Raw genomic sequence first — 17,018 nt, forward strand, 5'->3', positions numbered from 1 at the left:
CCGCTTCCCGAAGCAGTCTACGGACCCGTCAGAAGCGCGATCGCCTCCACGTGATGCGTCAGCGGGAAGGCGTCGAACGCCCGCCAGTCGAGCACCCGGTAACCGCGCTCGACGTAGTCGCGCAGGTCCCGGGCGAAGGCCCCCGCATCGCATCCGATGTGGATCACCACGCGCGGGGCGGCACCGGTCACGGCCTCGATCACCGCGGCCCCGGCCCCGGCGCGCGGCGGATCGGCGATCACCACGTCGGGTGCGGGCAGATCGGCGACGACGCCGGCCACGTCACCGCGCCGGATGCGCACCGGCTCGCCGGCCAGGGCCCGCTCGGCGGCGGCGAGCGCACCCGCGTCGGTCTCCACGAGTTCGATCCCCGCGACGGCCGGACCGCCGTCTGCGGCCCCGTCCAGCAGTGCCGCACCGAGGACCCCGGCGCCGCCGTACAGGTCCCAGACGCGCAGCGGACGATCGGGGATCCCGGCCTGCGCGACCATCTCGCGGACCGTGCGCGCATAGGCCTCGGGTGCGGCGCGGTGGGCCTGCCAGAAACCGGTGACCGGCACCTCCCAGCGGTGTCCGCCGAGTTCTTGCGTCACCGACTCGGCGCCGTCGAGCAACCGAGTGGAGCGTGCCGCGGAACGACGTCCCCGCGCGCTCTGGGCGGCGCGACGGCCTCGCCCGTCGGCGCGACGGCCTCGCCCGTCGGCGCGGCGACCGCGGCCGCCCCCCACCGGAGCCGCGGGGGCGAGTTCGGCGACGTGTCGTGCGCCGTCGGAACCGAGAGCCACCGCCAGTTCGGTGCCCGGCCGCGCGCCCAGATCGGCGAGACCGGTCAGCATCGTCGGCACCGGCCCCGCGCAAGGCACGGTGATCAGGTCCGCCGAGCCGCGCACCCGCAGGCCGACCTCCCCGGACGGGCCCACCGCGGGCCGTGTGCGCACCCGCCACCCCGTCGGATCGTCGGCCAGGGCCCGGAGTCCGGGGGCTTCCGGCGTCCGCCCGTCGCCCGGCGTGAACCGCCCGATCCGGCGCAGCACGTCGGCCAGCGCGTCGGCGCGCAGCCGGGCCGCGTACCCCGGTTCGGCGTAGGCCAGATCGCAGCAGCCCGCACCGGCGGCCGCCGCCGGGCACAGCGGATCCACCCGATGCTCGGAGGCCTCGATCACCTCGACGACGTGGGCCTTCGCGAACGAGGCACGCTGATCGTCGTAGGCGATCGACACCCGCTCGCCGGGCAGGGCGCCCCGCACGAACACGACGCGGCCGTCCGCATCGTGGGCGACGCCGGCTCCGCCGTTGGCGAATCCGGTGACGGTCACTTCTCCGGCGAGACTCACCGGTTCTCCTTCCGGCCGACCGCCCCGAAACCGCGGCGGGTGTCGCCGGGGGCGAAGAACGTCTCCTCCTGGCGCAGCGCCGCCTGCTTGGACGAGGCCAGCTGCCACGGCACCGAGGTGACCATGACTCCCGGCTCGAACAGCAGGCGGGTCTTGAGCCGCAGAGCCGACTGATTGTGCAGGATCTGCTCCCACCAATGCCCCACCACGTACTCCGGGATGAACACCGTGATCACATCGCGAGGGGACTCGCGCCGCACCCGACGGACGTAGGTGATCACCGGTCGCGTCACATCGCGGTACGGCGAGGCGATCACCTTGAGCGGGATGTCGATGTCGCTGTCCTCCCAGTTCGCGACGAGGGTGCGGGTCTCGCGGTCGTCGACGTTCACCGTGACCGCCTCCAGCACGTCCGGCCGCGTCGCGCGAGCGTAACGGAGCGCGCGCACCGTCGGGAGCAGGAGCGAGGAGACCAGCACGATCGAGTGGGTCCGGCTGGGCAGCACGCCGTCGTCGCGCTCGGCCGCCGCCTGCAGTTCACGCTGCACCGAACGATAGTGGCGGTTGATCAGCTTCATCAGCACGAAGAGCGCGACCATCGCGACGATCGCGATCCACGCCCCCTCGGTGAACTTGGTCAGCAGGACCACCACCAGGACCGAACCGGTCATCACCATCGCGATCACCGCGATCACACGCGCCCGCACCATCCGGGACCGCGCGTCGGGGTCGGTCTCGGTGCGCAGCAGGCGCGTCCAGTGGCGCGTCATGCCGGTCTGGCCCAGGGTGAAGGAGACGAAGACGCCGACGATGTACAGCTGGATCAGCGCGGTGACCTCGCCGTCGAAGGCCACGACGAAGGCCATCGCCGCCACCGCGAGGAACACGATGCCGTTGCTGAACGCGAGACGGTCGCCGCGGGTGAGCAGCTGCCGCGGCAGGTACCGGTCGTGGGCGAGCACCGAACCCAGCACCGGGAAGCCGTTGAAGGCGGTGTTCGCGGCCAGCAGCAGGATCAGCGCGGTGACCACGGTGATGAAGTAGAAGCCGAACGGGAAACCCGCGAACACGCTCTCAGCGAGCTGGGCCAGGATCGACATCTGCCGGTAACCGTCGGGCAGGCCGGCCAGTTCGGTCGCCGGATCCATCACGTACTTGGCGTGCATCCGCTGGGCCAGCACCACGATGCCCAGCAGCAGGACCACCGCGACCGTCCCCAGCATCACCAGCGTGGTGGCCGCGTTGCGCGACTTCGGTTTCTGGAACGCGGGCACCCCGTTGCTGATCGCCTCGACCCCGGTCAGGGCGGCGCAACCGGACGAGAAGGAGCGCGCGACCAGGAACACCAGGGCCAGCGAGGTGAGGTCGGACTGCTCGGCGACCAGTTCGTAGCCCGCGGTCGAGGCCTCCAGGTCCCGGCCCAGCACGAAGACCTGCGCGAACCCCCAGGTGAGCATCACGATCATGCCGAGGATGAACGCGTAGGTCGGCACCGCCATCAGGACGCCGGACTCGCGCACCCCGCGCAGGTTCACCGCCGCCACCAGGACGATGCCCACCAGACAGAAGAGCAGCTTGTGGTCGTGCACGAAGGGCACCGCCGAGCCGATGTTCTCCGCGGCCGCGGTCACCGAGACCGCGACCGTGAGCACGTAGTCGACCAGCAGCGCGGCGCCGACCGTCACACCTGCGGTGGGACCGAGATTGACCGTGGCCACCTCGTAGTCGCCGCCGCCGGACGGGTAGGCGTGGACGTTCTGCCGGTAGGCCGCGACCACCACCAGCAGCACCACCGCGACGGCCAGGCCCACCCACGGGGCGAGCGAGTAGGCGCTGATCCCGGCGACCGAGAGCACCAGGAATACCTCCTGCGGCGCGTACGCCACCGAACTCATCGCGTCGGAGGCGAACACCGGGAGCGCGATCCGTTTGGGCAACAGGGTGTCGCGCATGCGATCACTGCGAAAGGGGCGACCGAGCAGCAGCCGCTTGGCCGCCGTGGTCACCTGGGGTCTACCGGCCACCCCGCCACAGTAGTGGCGCCGCGGAGTAACGTCCATCGCGTGCGCGTAATCATCATGGGCTGCGGACGGGTGGGGGCCGGACTGGCCACCGCGATGTCCCAGCGCGGACACCACGTCGTCGTCATCGATCGCGACGAGACCTCGTTCGCGAGGCTCGGCGGCGACTTCGCCGGGACCACGGTCCGCGGAGTGGGCTTCGACCGGGAGATCCTCATCGAAGCCGGCATCCAGACCGCCGATGCGTTCGCCGCGGTGTCCTCGGGCGACAACTCCAACATCATCTCGGCGCGCGTCGCCCGGGAGACCTTCGGCGTCCCCAGGGTGGTCGCCCGGATCTACGACGCCAAACGCGCCGCCGTCTACGAGCGGCTCGGCATCCCGACCGTCGCCACCGTCCCGTGGACCACCGAACGTTTCATCACCATGCTCGGCGAGACGCCGCAGTCGGCGCTGTGGAGCGATCCGAGCGGGGCTCTGGTGATCGCCCAGGTGGCCCTGCACGAGGAGTGGTGCGGCATCAGCTGCGCCAAGTTCCAGGAGCTCACCGGTGCGCGCGTGGCGTTCCTCCACCGGCTCGGCGCCCCGGTGCTGCCGGAGCCGCGCAGCGTGCTGCAGGCCGAGGACACCGTCTTCGTCGCCACCCTCGCCTCCCGACTCGATCATGCCCGAGCCACCGCGGCGCTGCCCCCCATCGAAGGAGACGGAGAATGAAGGTCGCGATCGCCGGCGCCGGAGCCGTCGGCCGGGCCATCGCCCGCGAACTGATCGGCGCCCGCCACGAGGTGACGCTCTTCGAACGCGATCCGCGGCACATCGACCGGGCGGCGCTGCCGCTGGCCGACTGGATCCACGCCGACGCCTGCGAACTCCAGGACCTCGAACGCGCCGGACTGCAGTCCTACGACGTGATGATCGCGGCGACCGGCGACGACAAGGCGAACCTGGTGGTCAGCCTGCTCGCCACCACCGAGTTCGCGGTGAACCGCGTCGTCGCCCGCGTCAACGACCCGCGCAACGAATGGCTGTTCAACGAGGACTGGGGCGTCGACGTCGCCGTGTCCACGCCGCGCCTGATGGCCGCGCTCGTGGAGGAGGCCGTCAGCGTCGGCGACCTGGTCCGGCTGATGACCTTCCGCCAGGGTCAGGCCAACCTGGTGGAGTTGACTCTGCCCGACGACACCCCGCTGGCCGGCAAACCGGTCCGCAAACTGGTGCTTCCCCGCGACGTCGCGCTGGTGACCATCATCCGGGGACGCCGGGTGATCGTGCCGCTGCCCGACGACGCGCTCGAGGGCGGCGACGAACTGGTATTCATCGCCCCGGACGAGGCCGAGACCGAACTCACCAAGGCGATGCGCGTGCGCTCCTGAACCACCGCGACACCTCGCTTCTCTCGAGATGCCTGCGTGTCCCCTCGAGGCGCCTACGCGCGTAGCGATGTCGGTGGGCATGACGTCGCACGACTCCGTCACGGTTCTCGTCGGGACCGGAAACCGAGTCGCGGTCCTCGTCGCCCTCCGGCAAGAACCGCGACAAGGGGTCTGCGAAGCACCCGACCACCGGAGATCACCTCCCTACCGCACCGAGAAGGAGCAACACCCGGCGTGGTCGACGAAGTGATGCGACCGCTCCCCTGACCGGCATCTTCGTCGTCGTTTCCGGGCAGTTTTCCCCACCTGACCAGGACTTTCGTCCCGTGAGAGCTTCCCCACTCAAATACGCATCATCCATGCCGATTATGTTTTGATCGGTTCATGCAACTGACGCGCTTCACCGACATCGGCCTCCGGGTGCTCATGCGCCTGGCCGCCGACAGCGGCGAGCGCACGCACACCGCACGCGGCCTCGCCGAGGAACTCGGGGTGCCCTACACGCACGTCGCGAAGGTGGTCAGCCGCCTGTCGGAGATCGGTGTGGTGCACTCGCGGCGCGGCCGCTCCGGCGGGCTCACCATCACCGCGCTCGGCCGCACCGCCGGTGTCGGCTGGGTGACCCGCGAACTCGAGGGCGACGCCCCTGTCGTCGACTGCGACGGCCCGGTCCCCTGCCCGCTGAAGGGCGGCTGCCGTCTCCGCGGCGCCCTCGCCCGGGCCCAGAACGCCTTCTACGAGAGCCTCGACTCCCTGACCGTCGCCGAGATCGCCGGCGCCGCCCAGGTGCTGGTCCTGGCACCCCCGGTCCCGAACGGGCCGACCACCGACTCCCGTGCCCCCGGGGCACGGGCCACCTCGGCCGACTCCGGCCACAGCCCCACCGCAGAGAACAGGAATCGATGATGATCTCCGAGAAGACCCGCGAGGTACTCGCGGCCACCCTGCCCGCCGTCGAAGGCGCCCTCGACGACATCACCCCGAACTTCTACCGTCGGATGTTCACCGCCCACCCGGAACTGCTCGACGACCTGTTCAACCGCACCAACCAGAAGATCGGCACCCAGCCCAAGGTGCTGGCCGGCTCCATCGCCGCCTTCGCCCGACTGCAGCTGCACCCCGATCCCGCCGAGCAGCGGATGATCATCGACCGGGTCGCCCACAAGCACGCCTCGCTCGGCGTCGTGGCCGACCAGTACCCGATCGTCCACGAGCACCTGTTCGCCGCGATCGTCGAGGTGTTGGGCGAGGCCGTCACCCCGGAGGTGGCCGCCGCGTGGGACGAGCTCTACTGGGAGATGGCCCACGTGCTGATCGGCCGGGAGAACGAGCTGTACGCCGACGCGGGCGTGACCCCCGGCGACGTCTGGCGCACCGTGCGCGTCGTCGAACGCGATCAGGTGAGCCCGGATGCGGTCTCGTTCACCGTCGCGGCCCCTTCGACGGGTTCGGGGAGCGAGGAGAAGCTGCCGTCGTTCACCCCCGGCCAGTACATCTCGGTCCAGGTCCCGCTCGACGACGGCGCCCACCAGATCCGTCAGTACAGCCTCACCGGTTCGCCGGAGAGCGAGACCTGGCGTTTCTCGGTCAAGCGCGACGGCGAGGTGTCGTCGTACCTGCACGAGCGCGTCTTCGAGGGCGACGACCTCCGGGTGAGCACCCCGTTCGGCGATCTGTCGCTGCCCGCGGGCGACGCCCCGCTGCTGCTCGCGTCGGCGGGCATCGGCTGCACCCCGGTGATCGGTCTGCTGCACCACCTGGTCGAGACCGAGGACCCGCGTCCGGTGCAGGTGCTGCACGCCGACCGTTCGCGGTCGCATCAGCCGCATCGCGGTGAGCTCGCCGAACTGGTCGGCAGGCTCCCCCGGGCGAGTCTGGAGCAGTGGTACGAGAACGGCTACGACGCCGGTGACGGCGCCCGCGTGGGCATGATGTCGCTCGACGAGGTCAGCATCGCGCCGGAGACCGTGGCGCTGCTCTGCGGTCCGGCGGGCTTCCTGAGTTCGGTCCGCGGCGCGCTGCTGGAGAAGGATCTGCCCGAGGACCGGATCCACTACGAGACCTTCGGTCCCGAACTCATCCGGGTCGGCGGCCGCCGGGAGTCCGCGAGCGGGGCCGTCGCCGCAGGAGAGCACCGGTGAGCACCTCCGTCGCGTTCTCCGGGGCGCTGGTCTTCCTCTGGCTGGGCATGGTGGTGGCGATCTCGTTCATCGAGGCGCCGCTGAAGTTCCGCGCCCCGCGGATCACCATCCCGCTGGGTCTGGGGATCGGCCGCCTGGTGTTCCGGGCGCTGAACTCGGTGGAGTCGGTGCTGGCGATCGTGCTGATCGTCCTGGCCGCGGCCGGTGGAGGGTGGTCGACGACGGCCCTGGTCGGCCTCGGCGTGGCCGCCGGTGCGCTGACGATCCAGATCGTCGGCGTGCGCCCGGTGCTGTCGAAGCGGACCGACGCCGTGCTGGCCGATCCGGAGAACGTGCCGGAGCAGCGGAGTCACGCGCACCTGGTCTACGTCGGATTCGAGCTGGTCAAGGTGGCCGCCCTGATCACGACGGGCGTGTCACTCCTGAGTTGAGTGCAGTTCGTAGTACGGGTTGTAGATGATCTTCATCCCGTCGACGGTGGCGACCCGTCCTCGTACGGTGATCCTCCGGCCGGGCTCGATCCCAGGGATCCTGCTCCGCCCGAGCCACTTGAGCAGGACGGTGTCGCTGCCGTCGAACAGTTCCGCCACCACCCCGCCGCCGCGGGTTCCGGACTGCTGGCGCAACGCCGACCTGGTACAGGTCTGGACCGACCGGAGCTCCCCCATGAGGACGGCCTCGTCGCCGCGCCGACAGTCCTTGGCGCGCTGGCCTCCCGCGACCCGGCAGGCGCGCTCGATGCGGTCGTCGTCGAGCGTCTCCAGGTCTTCGGTGAGTAAACGGCCCAGCCGTTTCATCAGCCCCGGACTGCCCATGTCGCCCTCCCGAACAGCGGTGTCGTCGAGTGCGTCTCTCCACGCTGCACTCTCTCTGGATGCCATACCTTACGCCGACCTGAGAGTCCGTTCATGACCGCCGTGTTCTTGATGGCCGGAACCGGCTCGGACGACGATTATCTGCGCAGGTCGTTCGGTCCCGCGATCGCCGAGGCCGGCGGTGAACTGCATGCGCTGGCCCCCACCGCACACCTGGTCGACGACTATCTCGCCACCCTCGACGAGGTCGCCCTCGCGGCCCGCGAGGAGGGGCGGGCGATCGTGGTGGGCGGCGTCTCGATCGGCGCCGTCGTCGCATTGCGCTGGGCGCTGCGACGCGGCGGCGCCGACTGCGCGGGCGTGCTCGCCGCGTTGCCGCCCTGGTCGGGTCCCGTCGGTGATTCCGTCGCCGCGCTGTCGGCGCGGATCACCGCCGACGCCCTCGAACGCGACGGTCTGGAACCGACGATCGCCGCGATGGCCGCGACCAGCCCGGACTGGCTCGCCGCCGAGCTGAGCCGCTCGTGGCGGTCGCTGCACGACCGGGATCTGGTGGGACAGCTGCGCCTGGCCGCCCGGTGCGCGGCCCCGACCGTCGACGAGATCGCGGCGCTCCCGGTGCCGCTGGCGATCGCCGCCGCCCCCGACGACCCACTGCATCCGGTGCGGGTGGCGCACGACTGGGCGGCGGCCGCTCCGCGCGCGGCCGTCGTCGAGACCCCGCTGAGCGAATGGGGACCGCACTCACGGCTGCTGGGCGATGCGTGTCTGGCGGCGTGGCGCACGGCCGGCGGACCGGCTCTCGGGTGACCCGGAAGACGTCCGCCGGGACCCCGCCCGACCCCCCGCCCAGATCACGTCGGGTCCCGCTGGCCCCGCCCCGTCCGGTCCCTGCGCCGGCGCCGGCGCGCGAACGAAGTCGGCGGATCGAGTCGAAGGAGCTCTCCGGGAGCGCGAGCGGCGACCGATCGAACGGGATCAGCGACGACGGCGCTTACGACGACCACGCAACCGCTGCATGGCCGAGCCCTCCGACGGCGTCGGGGTCTCGTCGTCGGGGGTCTCGTCGTCGACGTCGGTCTCCGGGTCGTCGACGGCCGCCGCCGGAGCGCCCTCGGTGAACACGTTGGCCGCGGCGGCCTGGGCCACCGCACCGCCGGGCAGCACCTCCGCATCGGCTGCGGGAGCGGTCGGCGCGTCGTCGAGCGACGACACCGCCGGACGCCCGTCCGGTCCCACCCCGGTCTCGGCCGCCATCTGCTGCTGTGCGGCGCTCACCTGCTCGGCGAGTACCGGCGGCAGCACGATCGGGAGCACGTCGCGCGGCGGGAAGGGCTCCTTGCCGCGCCGCACCACGGTCTCGGCCAGGATCGCCCGGGCCAGCTGAGCGAGCTGGTCGGCGGTGCCGTCCGGTCCGCTCGCCACGCAGCGCACCATCCAACGCGGACCGTCCACACCGATGAAACGGTGTTCGCCGCCGTCGACCTTGGCCAGCACCTCGCGTCCCCAGTGACCGTCGTCGAACGACGTCTGCGCGCCCTCGGCCTGCAGCGACTCGGCCAGTTCCCGGACCAGTTCACGCCACTGTCCGCCGCTCCGCGGCGCGGCGAACGCCAGCACCCCGACACGACCGATCGGCGTCTCCAGATAGACCGCCTCGGGCTGGTGCGTCGCCGACATCTCCACGGTCACCTGACCGCCCTCGACCACCGGGACCAGGACCGATCCCAGATCGAGGTGCGAATTGGCCAGGTCGGCCGCCGGGGTCACCACGTCGTCGATGTCATACGGTCCAGCGGTGTCGCCGATTCGGTACTTCGCCATGTTCTCAGTCCTCCTGGCTCTCGGGGTTCTCGCTCGCGGGGTCGTGCTCTGCGGACAGCATCGCGTGACCACCGCTCGATCCGTATCCCCCGGTACCGCGTTCGGAGTCGTCGAGCTCGTCCACCTCGAGCACCTCGGGGAGCTCCACCCGCTGCACCAGCAGCTGAGCGATGCGGTCCCCGCGGGAGATCAGGATCGGCGCCTCCGGATCGGTGTTGATCAGGCAGATCTTGATCTCGCCGCGGTACCCGGCGTCGATGGTGCCCGGCGCGTTCACGATGGAGAGCCCCGCGCGGGCCGCCAGACCCGACCGCGGGTGCACCAGACCGACCGTGCCGTACGGCAGGGCCACCGCGAGACCGGTCCCGACCACCTGGCGACGCCCCGGAGCCAACTCCAGGTCGACGGCCGAATAGAGGTCGATGCCCGCATCCCCGGCGTGGGCCCGGGTGGGCAGTGGAAGATCGCGGTCGAGTCGGACGACACGCAGCGGTTCATACTGGGACGGAGCGGAAGTCACCCCCGAAGAGTACTCGGCCGCCCGCACGCCCCGGCGCAGGACATACGCCTGCCCCGCCCGCCCCAGGGCAGGTGGCCGGTGACGTCCGACACGCCAGTAGGCTGTGCCCTGTGAACGACTCCGATTCCACCCCCGCCCCCGCCGCCGACAGGTACTCCGAACGCCTGACCGTGCCGCTCTGGTGGTGGCCGGTCGGCGCCGGACTCGTCGCCCTGCTCGGCTATCAGGCGCAGCTCGCCTCCTACCTGCAGAGTTGGAGCATCGCCTTCTACCCGGTCCTCGGCGTCCTCGCGGCGTGGCTGCTGTTCTCGATGAGCCGGATGCGCATCCGGGTCGACGCGGACGGCACCCTGCACGCCCACAAGGCGATGCTGCCCGCCGACGTCGTCGCCCGCGGGGCCGTCGTCCCGCCGTCTGCTCGCAGCGCCGCGATGGGCCGCCAGCTCGATCCGGCCGCGTTCCTGGTCTATCGGTCGTGGATCAAACCGATGGTGCTCCTGGTGCTCGACGACCCCGACGACCCCACCCCCTACTGGCTGGTCTCCACCCGCCACCCGGAGAAGGTGCTCGCCGCGATGGGGGTGACCGATGCCGGCGCCGCGCCGCAGGCCACATCGGAGTCGTCCGCAGCGGAGTCGTCCGTCGAGGAGTCCACCGAGGCGGGATCCGCCGACGCCTGACAGCGATACGACGAGGGCCGACCCCACCGGGTCGGCCCTCGTCGTATCGGAACGGTACGCGTGTCGCGCGGAGGATTTGCGGACGTCGAGCGGGATCAGACGCAGTCGACGCAGATCAGCTGGCCGCCGCGCTCCTCGCCCAGGCGATTGCGGTGGTACACGAGGAAGCAGCTGCCGCAGGTGAACTCGTCGTCCTGCTTCGGCACCACGCGCACCGAGAGCTCCTCACCGGACAGATCCGCACCCGGCAGTTCGAAGGACTCGGCGGTGTCGGTCTCGTCGACGTCGACGTCGGCGGTGCTGGCCTCGTTCCGGCGGGCCTTGAGCTCTTCGAGCGAATCGGTCGCCAGGTCGTCGTCGTTGGTCCGCCGTGGAGCGTCGTAATCGGTCGCCATGATTTTGCCTCACCCTGGTGTCGTCGTGCGTTCAAAGTCTTGTCTTGGAGGCACTGCTTGTGGCTGATCCCCCATCCCGTCCCAGCGTTCGAACAACGCCGCGGGCGCCCGAAGTCTAGGCGAGGCACGGCCCGCGGTCAAGAACCGGCTCGCCGCCCGGTGTTCACCCGCTTCGGAACGCGGACGCCTTAGGCTTGGGCGCATGGTCTCCAAGTTCGCCACCGGCTATGCGGCCGATTCCCGGGGTCGCCCGTTCCTGCGGCGCAATCACACCCCGGCGATCGTCATCGCCACCGTGCTCGCGGTCCTCGCCATCGGGTCATGGACCTACGCCGCCCTCAGCGGCGAGGACAAGAGCTACCCCGTCGACTGCCCGATGCCGATCGCGGGCGGCGACAAGCCCTCGTTCGAGGCGGCCTCGCGCGACGAGATGCTCGGGGTGTCCCCGGCCGCGCAGTCGACCTTCAAGGTGACCGTCCTCAACTCCGGCGCCGCCCGCGGCGAGGCGCGGTCGGTGTCCGAAGATCTGGTGGCCCAGGGCTTCGCCGCAGCCGACCCGGCGTACGCCGACGACAACGCCTACGGCGACGACAAGCTCGCCTGTGTGGCGCAGATCCGCTTCGGCCCCGGCGGCCAGGGCGCTGCGGCCTCGATCTGGCTCGCGCTCCCGTGCGCACAACTCGTCAACGACGGGCGCAACGGCAGCGACGTCGACGTCGCCCTCGGCGAGTACTACCACGGCGCCAAGCCGACCCAGGATGCCCAGGCCGCGATGGAGGCGCTGCGCACCGTCGACCCGCGCAACCCCAAGTCCGGGGTGGACCGGTCGCTGATCGAATCGGTGCACGCGCAGGGCTGCTGACGCCGCGAACACGGCACGGTGCCGGCGATGCCCGCGCCTCCGGCACCGCCGTCCGTGTCGCGGCGGAGACGCCGCGGCGCGGTCAGCCGGGCAGGCGCTCCATGCCGCCCACCTCGGTGAGCAGCGCGAGGAACTCCTCGGCGATGCCGGGGGCGGCGGCGACGGTCGGATAGCCGTCGATCGCGCGTGAGGCGGCGGGCGGGATCCGGACGTGTGCACCGGCCTCCGCGGCGATCAACGCGCCGGCGGCCCAGTCCCACGGCGAGAGGCCGTGCTCGAAGTGCACGTCGACGGCCCCGGAGGCCACCATGCACAGGTCCAGTGCCGCCGCCCCCACACGCCGCACGTCGCGGATCCGCGGCAGCAGCTCGGCCAGCACCGCCCCCTGAGCGCGGCGACGCTCGGGCGAATAGCCGAATCCGGTGGCCACCAGGGCCAGCGCGACGTCGTCGACCGGATTGGCCCGCAGCCGGCGCGGCGCCTGGTCTCCGGCCCCGCGACTCCACGCGCCGCCGCCGACCGCCGCCCAGTAGGTCACCCCGCGCGCCACGTCGACCACGGCTCCGGCATGCGAGACCCCGTCCACCTGGGCGGCCACCGACACCGCGTAGGCGGGGATGCCGTACAGGAAGTTCACGGTGCCGTCGATCGGATCCACCACCCAGCGCACCCCGGCCGGTACGACGTCGGAGCCGCCGGCCTCCTCACCCAGCACCGCGTCGTCGGGCCGTCGGGCGCGCAGCAGCTCCCGGATCAGGAGTTCGGACTCGGTGTCGGCGACGGTCACCGGATCGGTCGGCGTCGACTTGGTGCTCACCGAGCTCGCCTCGCCGGTGTGGCCGGAGTGCGGGAAGAGTTCGGGGCGCCGCCGCCGGACGTGCCGCGCCGCCTCCTCCGCGATCTCGACGGCGATGACGGCCAGTTCCTCCGGGGACGTTTCGGTAGCGCGGGTCACACAGCGAGTCTAGGTCGTGCGCACGCCCCCATGTAGGACCCCGGACACACGCCCGGCGTCTCTCGACGTCGCACATCCCGCGGTGGTGCGCCGTAAGCTACCGAACGAGAGCCGCGCCGGCCCCCGCCCGCGTGCGACCGCACCGAGAGAACAGGATTTCTCCCATGTCTGACGTGACCTACCTGGGCGCCGACCGGATGCCGAGCCCCGGGGCCGGCCTGAGCTTCGGCATCGACATCGGCGGCACCGGCGTCAAGGGAGCGATCGTCGATCTGCGCACCGGCGACTTCGTCGGCGAGCGCCACCGCATCGAGACCCCGCAGCCGGCCACCCCCGAGGCGGTGGGACGGACCGTCACCGAGATCGTCGACCACTTCGGCTGGACCGGCCCGGTCGGGCTCACCCTCCCCGGCGTCGTGAAGGACGGGATCCTGCGCACCGCCGCGAACATCGACGACGCGTGGATCGACACCGACGTCCGCGCGCTGTTCAGCTCCCAGCTCGGCGGCCGCGGCGTCACCGTGCTCAACGACGCCGACGCCGCGGGACTGGCCGAGCTGCGCTACGGCGGCGGCGCCCACGTCGAGGAGGGCCTGGTGGTCCTGCTGACGCTCGGCACCGGCATCGGTTCGGCGGTCATGTACAACGGCACGCTGATCCCCAACACCGAGTTCGGGCACATCGAGGTGCGCGGGAAGATCGCCGAGAAGCGCGCCTCGGCCAAGGTGCGCAAGGACAACGACTGGTCTTTCGAGAAGTGGGCGGAGAAGCTCTCCGAGGTCCTGCGGATGTACGAGCGCCTCTTCTCCCCCGACCTGTTCATCGCCGGCGGCGGCATCAGCCGGAAAGCCGACAAGTGGATTCCGCATCTGACCAACTCGGTGCCCGTCGTGCCCGCGCAGCTGCGCAACACCGCGGGCATCGTCGGGGCGGCGATGGCCGTCGCCGACGACCTCTGATCAGGTCGGAAGCCGGTTCCCCGGCCCCCCGGACGGACCGCGTGCCCACCCCGGGAACGACCCGCGTCGGAGAAGTTTCGTTATAATGGAACGCGTCGGTCGCCGCCCCGCCCGATCGATTCTGTAGAACCAGGCACTCCAGCCTCGCCCACGCAGCCCGTCTCGTCTCGATTCGTCGATGCCGTGCTGCCGATACGACGATGCTCCGTGCCGCTGACAAGTGTGTGAAAGGTCGTACGTGGCAACCACCAGGACCCCGGACGCCGAGGAAGCCGGAACTCCGGCTCCCGCCAAGAAGGCCGCTGCGAAGAAGGCGACCACGGCACGCAAGACCACCGCCAAGAAGGCTCCGGCTCGCAAGGCCGCCCCTCGCAAGACCGCTGCCGCCGCGGCGGCCGAGGGCGCCGACGACGCGACCCCCGCGAAGAAGACCGCAAGGAAGACGGCGGCCAAGCGCGCACCGGCCAAGAAGACGGCCGCGAAGAAGACCGCCGCCAAGAAGGCCACCAAGCGCGCGCCCGCTCGCAAGACCGCCGCCAAGAAGACCGCGGCGAAGAAGGTCGACCCGACCCTCGAAGACGAGACGCAGTTGGAGAACCTCGACGTCGCACCCGAGGATCTCGAAGACGCCGACATCGAACTCGACGACGAGCTCGTGGAAGCGGACCGGACCCCGGCCAAGGCCGCCGGCCGCGGCAAGGCGAAGGCCCCCGCCAAGAGCGGCGACTCGGAGAAGACGTCGAGCGACTTCGTCTGGGACGAGGAGGAGTCCGAGGCGCTGCGTCAGGCCCGCAAGGATGCCGAGCTCACCGCCTCGGCCGACTCGGTCCGCGCCTACCTGAAGCAGATCGGCAAGGTCGCCCTGCTGAACGCCGAGGAGGAGGTGGAGCTCGCCAAGCGCATCGAGGCCGGCCTGTTCGCCACCGAACGTCTCCGCCGGGTGATGGAGTCCGGCGAGAAGCTGTCGGTCGCCCAGCGCCGCGACCTCAACTGGATCTCCCGCGACGGCAACCGCGCCAAGAACCATCTGCTCGAGGCCAACCTCCGCCTGGTGGTCTCGCTCGCCAAGCGCTACACCGGCCGCGGCATGGCGTTCCTGGATCTGATCCAGGAGGGCAACCTCGGTCTGATCCGTGCCGTCGAGAAGTTCGACTACACCAAGGGCTACAAGTTCTCCACGTACGCCACCTGGTGGATCCGGCAGGCCATCACCCGCGCCATGGCCGACCAGGCCCGCACCATCCGCATCCCGGTGCACATGGTCGAGGTCATCAACAAGCTCGGTCGCATCCAGCGCGAACTCCTGCAGGACCTGGGCCGCGAGCCCACCCCGGAGGAGCTCGCCAAGGAGATGGACATCACGCCGGAGAAGGTGCTGGAGATCCAGCAGTACGCGCGTGAGCCGATCTCCCTGGACCAGACCATCGGCGACGAGGGCGACAGCCAGCTGGGCGACTTCATCGAGGACTCCGAGGCGGTCGTGGCCGTCGACGCGGTGAGCTTCACCCTGCTGCAGGACCAGCTGCAGGACGTCCTGGACACGCTCTCCGAGCGCGAGGCCGGCGTCGTGCGCCTGCGTTTCGGCCTGACCGACGGACAGCCGCGCACCCTCGACGAGATCGGTCAGGTCTACGGCGTCACGCGTGAGCGCATCCGCCAGATCGAGTCCAAGACCATGAGCAAGCTCCGCCACCCGAGCCGCTCGCAGGTCCTGCGCGACTACCTGGACTGACCGCTCCGGTACGACGACCCCGTACCTCTCGAGCCGACAGGGCGCCCGCACCACGCGGGCGCCCTGTCGTCGTCTCGGGGCGAGGTCGTTTCAGGACGAGGTCGTCTCTCCGGGAGGGTGCGCCCGCATTCGGTAACGCGGTGGCGCCGCCACCGTTCCCCGGCGTGTCGCGTCTCCCGTTCCAGGTCGCGGCCCATCCATCGAGCGCGACACGGAACAGAAGACGCGACACGGCGGTGGACGGCGCAGAATCCACTCGTGAGATCCGGACCGCAGCCGGTAGGTCAGATTCGACTCGCCGCCGGCGATCTCCGTTCCGCCGTCAGCTCGGTCTCCGGCTCCGCGACGTGCATCGCGAACCACGGGGTGAGCGCCCGCAGATCCAGTCCGGGCAGCGGCTCACTCATCGCCGACCCCTGTCTCATCGCCGACCTCCGTGTGCTGCTGCAGCGCGTTCATGCCGGCCAGCCACCGATCGGTGTCCGTGGCGCGCGCCGCGTAGTACTTCGCGACCTCCGGGTGCGGGAGGATCAGGAACTCGTCGCCGTCGAGCTTCTCGACGACGATTTCGGCCACCCGCTCGGGGGTCAGCACCGCGGCGGTGCTCAGGAGCGAGTCCGGGACGTCGTCGATCAGATCCGTTCGCACCCACTGCGGGCACACCGCCTGCACGACGATGCCGCGGTGCCGGTAGGTGGCGCCGAGCCATTCGGCGAACGCGACCGCGCCGTGCTTGGAGACCGAGTACGACGGCGCCCCGAGCATGGTCAGCAGTCCCGCCGCCGAGGCGGTGACCACGAACCGCCCGCCACCGGACTCCAGCCATTCCGGGATCAGGATCCGCGCCGCCCGCACATGCGCCATCACATTGACGTCGAGTGCCCGCGCCCACTCGTCGTCGGGCGTCTCCAGTCCCGCTCCCCCGATGATGCCCGCGTTGCCGAACCACAGCGAGATCCGGCCGAACGACGACGTGGCCCGCGCGATCAGCGCTGCGACGCCCTCGGCGGAGGCCGCGTCGCCGGGCGCTCCGACGGCCACACCGCCGGCGGCCGTGATCGACTCGACCGTGCGCACGACGCCCGCGGAGTCGAGATCGGCGACCACCACGCGCATGCCGCGCCGCGCCAGGGCCACCGCGACGGCCGCACCGATGCCGTTGCCCGCACCGGTGACCACCGCGCAGTCGCCCTCGCCCACCGGCGGCGCCTCCGGAATCGATGTCATCGTCTGTCGTCCTCTCCGCCGATCGACGCACCGCATTCGGTGCGACCGTGTCCGACCTCACTCCACCAGGTCCGGTGCCGCGAGGGGGCCGGATACGGAAACCGCTCGCCCGCGCGGGCGGTGAGATCCCCTCGCGCAGCAGACGATCGAGTCGGTCGCCGGCCCCGTCGACGGCCCCGG

Annotated in this window: 19 protein-coding genes; 10 read left to right on the forward strand and 9 right to left on the reverse strand. The window is 71.1% G+C overall.

Features of this window, described 5'->3' with window-relative positions; genetic code table 11:
* Window positions 1-17: 17 nt before the first annotated feature.
* The gene (locus QM809_RS14890) at window positions 18-1,334 is read right to left on the reverse strand and encodes a class I SAM-dependent RNA methyltransferase (RefSeq protein WP_415046504.1); all 1,317 of its coding nucleotides are present in this window, start codon (window positions 1,332-1,334) and stop codon (window positions 18-20) included.
* A complete protein-coding gene (locus tag QM809_RS14895) occupies window positions 1,331-3,286 on the reverse strand; it encodes an APC family permease (protein WP_415047107.1) in 1,956 nt (651 codons plus the stop codon). Before QM809_RS14895 ends, QM809_RS14890 begins: the two co-directional genes overlap by 4 nt.
* Before the next feature lie 111 nt (window positions 3,287-3,397).
* Here QM809_RS14895 and QM809_RS14900 point away from each other — a divergent pair, with 111 nt between their 5' ends.
* From QM809_RS14900 to QM809_RS14920, 5 genes are all read left to right on the forward strand, one after another.
* Window positions 3,398-4,069: a potassium channel family protein gene (locus QM809_RS14900; RefSeq protein ID WP_415046505.1), complete on the forward strand. Its 672-nt coding sequence runs from the start codon at window positions 3,398-3,400 to the stop codon at window positions 4,067-4,069.
* Window positions 4,066-4,728, forward strand: a complete 663-nt coding sequence (locus tag QM809_RS14905; protein ID WP_415046506.1) for a potassium channel family protein — start codon at window positions 4,066-4,068, stop codon at window positions 4,726-4,728. Before QM809_RS14900 ends, QM809_RS14905 begins: the two co-directional genes overlap by 4 nt.
* A 384-nt stretch (window positions 4,729-5,112) precedes the next feature.
* Entirely contained in the window at window positions 5,113-5,634 is a 522-nt protein-coding gene (locus QM809_RS14910; RefSeq protein WP_415046507.1) for an RrF2 family transcriptional regulator, read from the forward strand.
* The gene (locus QM809_RS14915) at window positions 5,634-6,869 is read left to right on the forward strand and encodes a globin domain-containing protein (protein WP_415046508.1); all 1,236 of its coding nucleotides are present in this window, start codon (window positions 5,634-5,636) and stop codon (window positions 6,867-6,869) included. Before QM809_RS14910 ends, QM809_RS14915 begins: the two co-directional genes overlap by 1 nt.
* The gene (locus QM809_RS14920; RefSeq protein ID WP_415046509.1) at window positions 6,866-7,300 is read left to right on the forward strand and encodes a hypothetical protein; all 435 of its coding nucleotides are present in this window, start codon (window positions 6,866-6,868) and stop codon (window positions 7,298-7,300) included. Before QM809_RS14915 ends, QM809_RS14920 begins: the two co-directional genes overlap by 4 nt.
* Here the strand turns inward: QM809_RS14920 and QM809_RS14925 are convergent.
* Window positions 7,286-7,684: an OB-fold nucleic acid binding domain-containing protein gene (locus QM809_RS14925; protein ID WP_415046510.1), complete on the reverse strand. Its 399-nt coding sequence runs from the start codon at window positions 7,682-7,684 to the stop codon at window positions 7,286-7,288. The two genes, QM809_RS14920 and QM809_RS14925, sit on opposite strands and share 15 nt — an antisense overlap.
* 93 nt (window positions 7,685-7,777) lie before the next feature.
* On the opposite strand from QM809_RS14925, the gene QM809_RS14930 reads away from it, so the two are divergent.
* Window positions 7,778-8,494: an alpha/beta fold hydrolase gene (locus tag QM809_RS14930; protein WP_415046511.1), complete on the forward strand. Its 717-nt coding sequence runs from the start codon at window positions 7,778-7,780 to the stop codon at window positions 8,492-8,494.
* Window positions 8,495-8,662: 168 nt separating this feature from the next.
* Here the strand turns inward: QM809_RS14930 and QM809_RS14935 are convergent, their stop codons facing one another.
* Both QM809_RS14935 and dut read right to left on the reverse strand, forming a co-directional pair.
* Window positions 8,663-9,508 (reverse strand): DUF3710 domain-containing protein, encoded by an 846-nt coding sequence (locus QM809_RS14935; RefSeq protein WP_415046512.1) that lies wholly within the window; start codon window positions 9,506-9,508, stop codon window positions 8,663-8,665.
* 4 nt (window positions 9,509-9,512) lie between these two features.
* A complete protein-coding gene (gene dut, locus QM809_RS14940; RefSeq protein WP_415046513.1) occupies window positions 9,513-10,028 on the reverse strand; it encodes a dUTP diphosphatase in 516 nt (171 codons plus the stop codon).
* 110 nt (window positions 10,029-10,138) lie between these two features.
* On the opposite strand from dut, the gene QM809_RS14945 reads away from it, so the two are divergent.
* On the forward strand, window positions 10,139-10,708 hold the full coding sequence (locus QM809_RS14945) for a DUF3093 domain-containing protein (RefSeq protein WP_415046514.1): 570 nt from the start codon (window positions 10,139-10,141) through the stop codon (window positions 10,706-10,708).
* Between the two features lie 95 nt (window positions 10,709-10,803).
* Here QM809_RS14945 and QM809_RS14950 read toward each other — a convergent pair whose 3' ends face one another.
* Complete coding sequence (locus tag QM809_RS14950; RefSeq protein ID WP_415046515.1) at window positions 10,804-11,103, reverse strand: DUF4193 domain-containing protein; 300 nt, start codon at window positions 11,101-11,103, stop codon at window positions 10,804-10,806.
* Window positions 11,104-11,305: 202 nt separating this feature from the next.
* On the opposite strand from QM809_RS14950, the gene cei reads away from it, so the two are divergent.
* Window positions 11,306-11,965, forward strand: a complete 660-nt coding sequence (gene cei / locus QM809_RS14955; RefSeq protein WP_415046516.1) for an envelope integrity protein Cei — start codon at window positions 11,306-11,308, stop codon at window positions 11,963-11,965.
* A gap of 82 nt (window positions 11,966-12,047) precedes the next feature.
* On the opposite strand, the gene QM809_RS14960 is transcribed toward cei, so the two are convergent.
* Window positions 12,048-12,920, reverse strand: coding sequence for an inositol monophosphatase family protein (locus tag QM809_RS14960; RefSeq protein ID WP_415046517.1), 873 nt, complete (start codon window positions 12,918-12,920; stop codon window positions 12,048-12,050).
* 164 nt (window positions 12,921-13,084) lie between these two features.
* Between QM809_RS14960 and ppgK the strand changes: the two genes are divergently transcribed.
* Window positions 13,085-13,879, forward strand: coding sequence for a polyphosphate--glucose phosphotransferase (gene ppgK, locus QM809_RS14965; RefSeq protein ID WP_415046518.1), 795 nt, complete (start codon window positions 13,085-13,087; stop codon window positions 13,877-13,879).
* 238 nt (window positions 13,880-14,117) lie between these two features.
* Complete coding sequence (locus QM809_RS14970) at window positions 14,118-15,611, forward strand: RNA polymerase sigma factor (protein ID WP_415046519.1); 1,494 nt, start codon at window positions 14,118-14,120, stop codon at window positions 15,609-15,611.
* 284 nt (window positions 15,612-15,895) lie between these two features.
* On the opposite strand, the gene QM809_RS14975 is transcribed toward QM809_RS14970, so the two are convergent.
* Window positions 15,896-16,018 (reverse strand): hypothetical protein, encoded by a 123-nt coding sequence (locus QM809_RS14975; RefSeq protein WP_415046520.1) that lies wholly within the window; start codon window positions 16,016-16,018, stop codon window positions 15,896-15,898.
* Complete coding sequence (locus QM809_RS14980) at window positions 16,011-16,838, reverse strand: SDR family NAD(P)-dependent oxidoreductase (RefSeq protein ID WP_415046521.1); 828 nt, start codon at window positions 16,836-16,838, stop codon at window positions 16,011-16,013. Before QM809_RS14980 ends, QM809_RS14975 begins: the two co-directional genes overlap by 8 nt.
* Between the last annotated feature and the right edge of the window lie 180 nt (window positions 16,839-17,018).

The sequence above is a fragment of the Gordonia sp. (in: high G+C Gram-positive bacteria) genome, assembly GCF_047600385.1.
Lineage (GTDB): Bacteria > Actinomycetota > Actinomycetes > Mycobacteriales > Mycobacteriaceae > Gordonia.

Excerpts from the sequence above, each read along its gene's own strand:
- QM809_RS14895 (WP_415047107.1), bottom strand. The coding sequence starts at position 3,286 with ATGCGCGACACCCTGTTGCCCAAACGGATCGCGCTCCCGGTGTTCGCC.
- QM809_RS14905 (WP_415046506.1), top strand. The coding sequence starts at position 4,066 with ATGAAGGTCGCGATCGCCGGCGCCGGAGCCGTCGGCCGGGCCATCGCC.
- QM809_RS14910 (WP_415046507.1), top strand. The coding sequence starts at position 5,113 with ATGCAACTGACGCGCTTCACCGACATCGGCCTCCGGGTGCTCATGCGC.
- QM809_RS14915 (WP_415046508.1), top strand. The coding sequence starts at position 5,634 with ATGATCTCCGAGAAGACCCGCGAGGTACTCGCGGCCACCCTGCCCGCC.
- QM809_RS14925 (WP_415046510.1), bottom strand. The coding sequence starts at position 7,684 with ATGGGCAGTCCGGGGCTGATGAAACGGCTGGGCCGTTTACTCACCGAA.
- QM809_RS14930 (WP_415046511.1), top strand. The coding sequence starts at position 7,778 with ATGACCGCCGTGTTCTTGATGGCCGGAACCGGCTCGGACGACGATTAT.
- QM809_RS14935 (WP_415046512.1), bottom strand. The coding sequence starts at position 9,508 with ATGGCGAAGTACCGAATCGGCGACACCGCTGGACCGTATGACATCGAC.
- QM809_RS14950 (WP_415046515.1), bottom strand. The coding sequence starts at position 11,103 with ATGGCGACCGATTACGACGCTCCACGGCGGACCAACGACGACGACCTG.
- cei (WP_415046516.1), top strand. The coding sequence starts at position 11,306 with ATGGTCTCCAAGTTCGCCACCGGCTATGCGGCCGATTCCCGGGGTCGC.
- ppgK (WP_415046518.1), top strand. The coding sequence starts at position 13,085 with ATGTCTGACGTGACCTACCTGGGCGCCGACCGGATGCCGAGCCCCGGG.
- QM809_RS14975 (WP_415046520.1), bottom strand. The coding sequence starts at position 16,018 with ATGAGTGAGCCGCTGCCCGGACTGGATCTGCGGGCGCTCACCCCGTGG.
- QM809_RS14980 (WP_415046521.1), bottom strand. The coding sequence starts at position 16,838 with ATGACATCGATTCCGGAGGCGCCGCCGGTGGGCGAGGGCGACTGCGCG.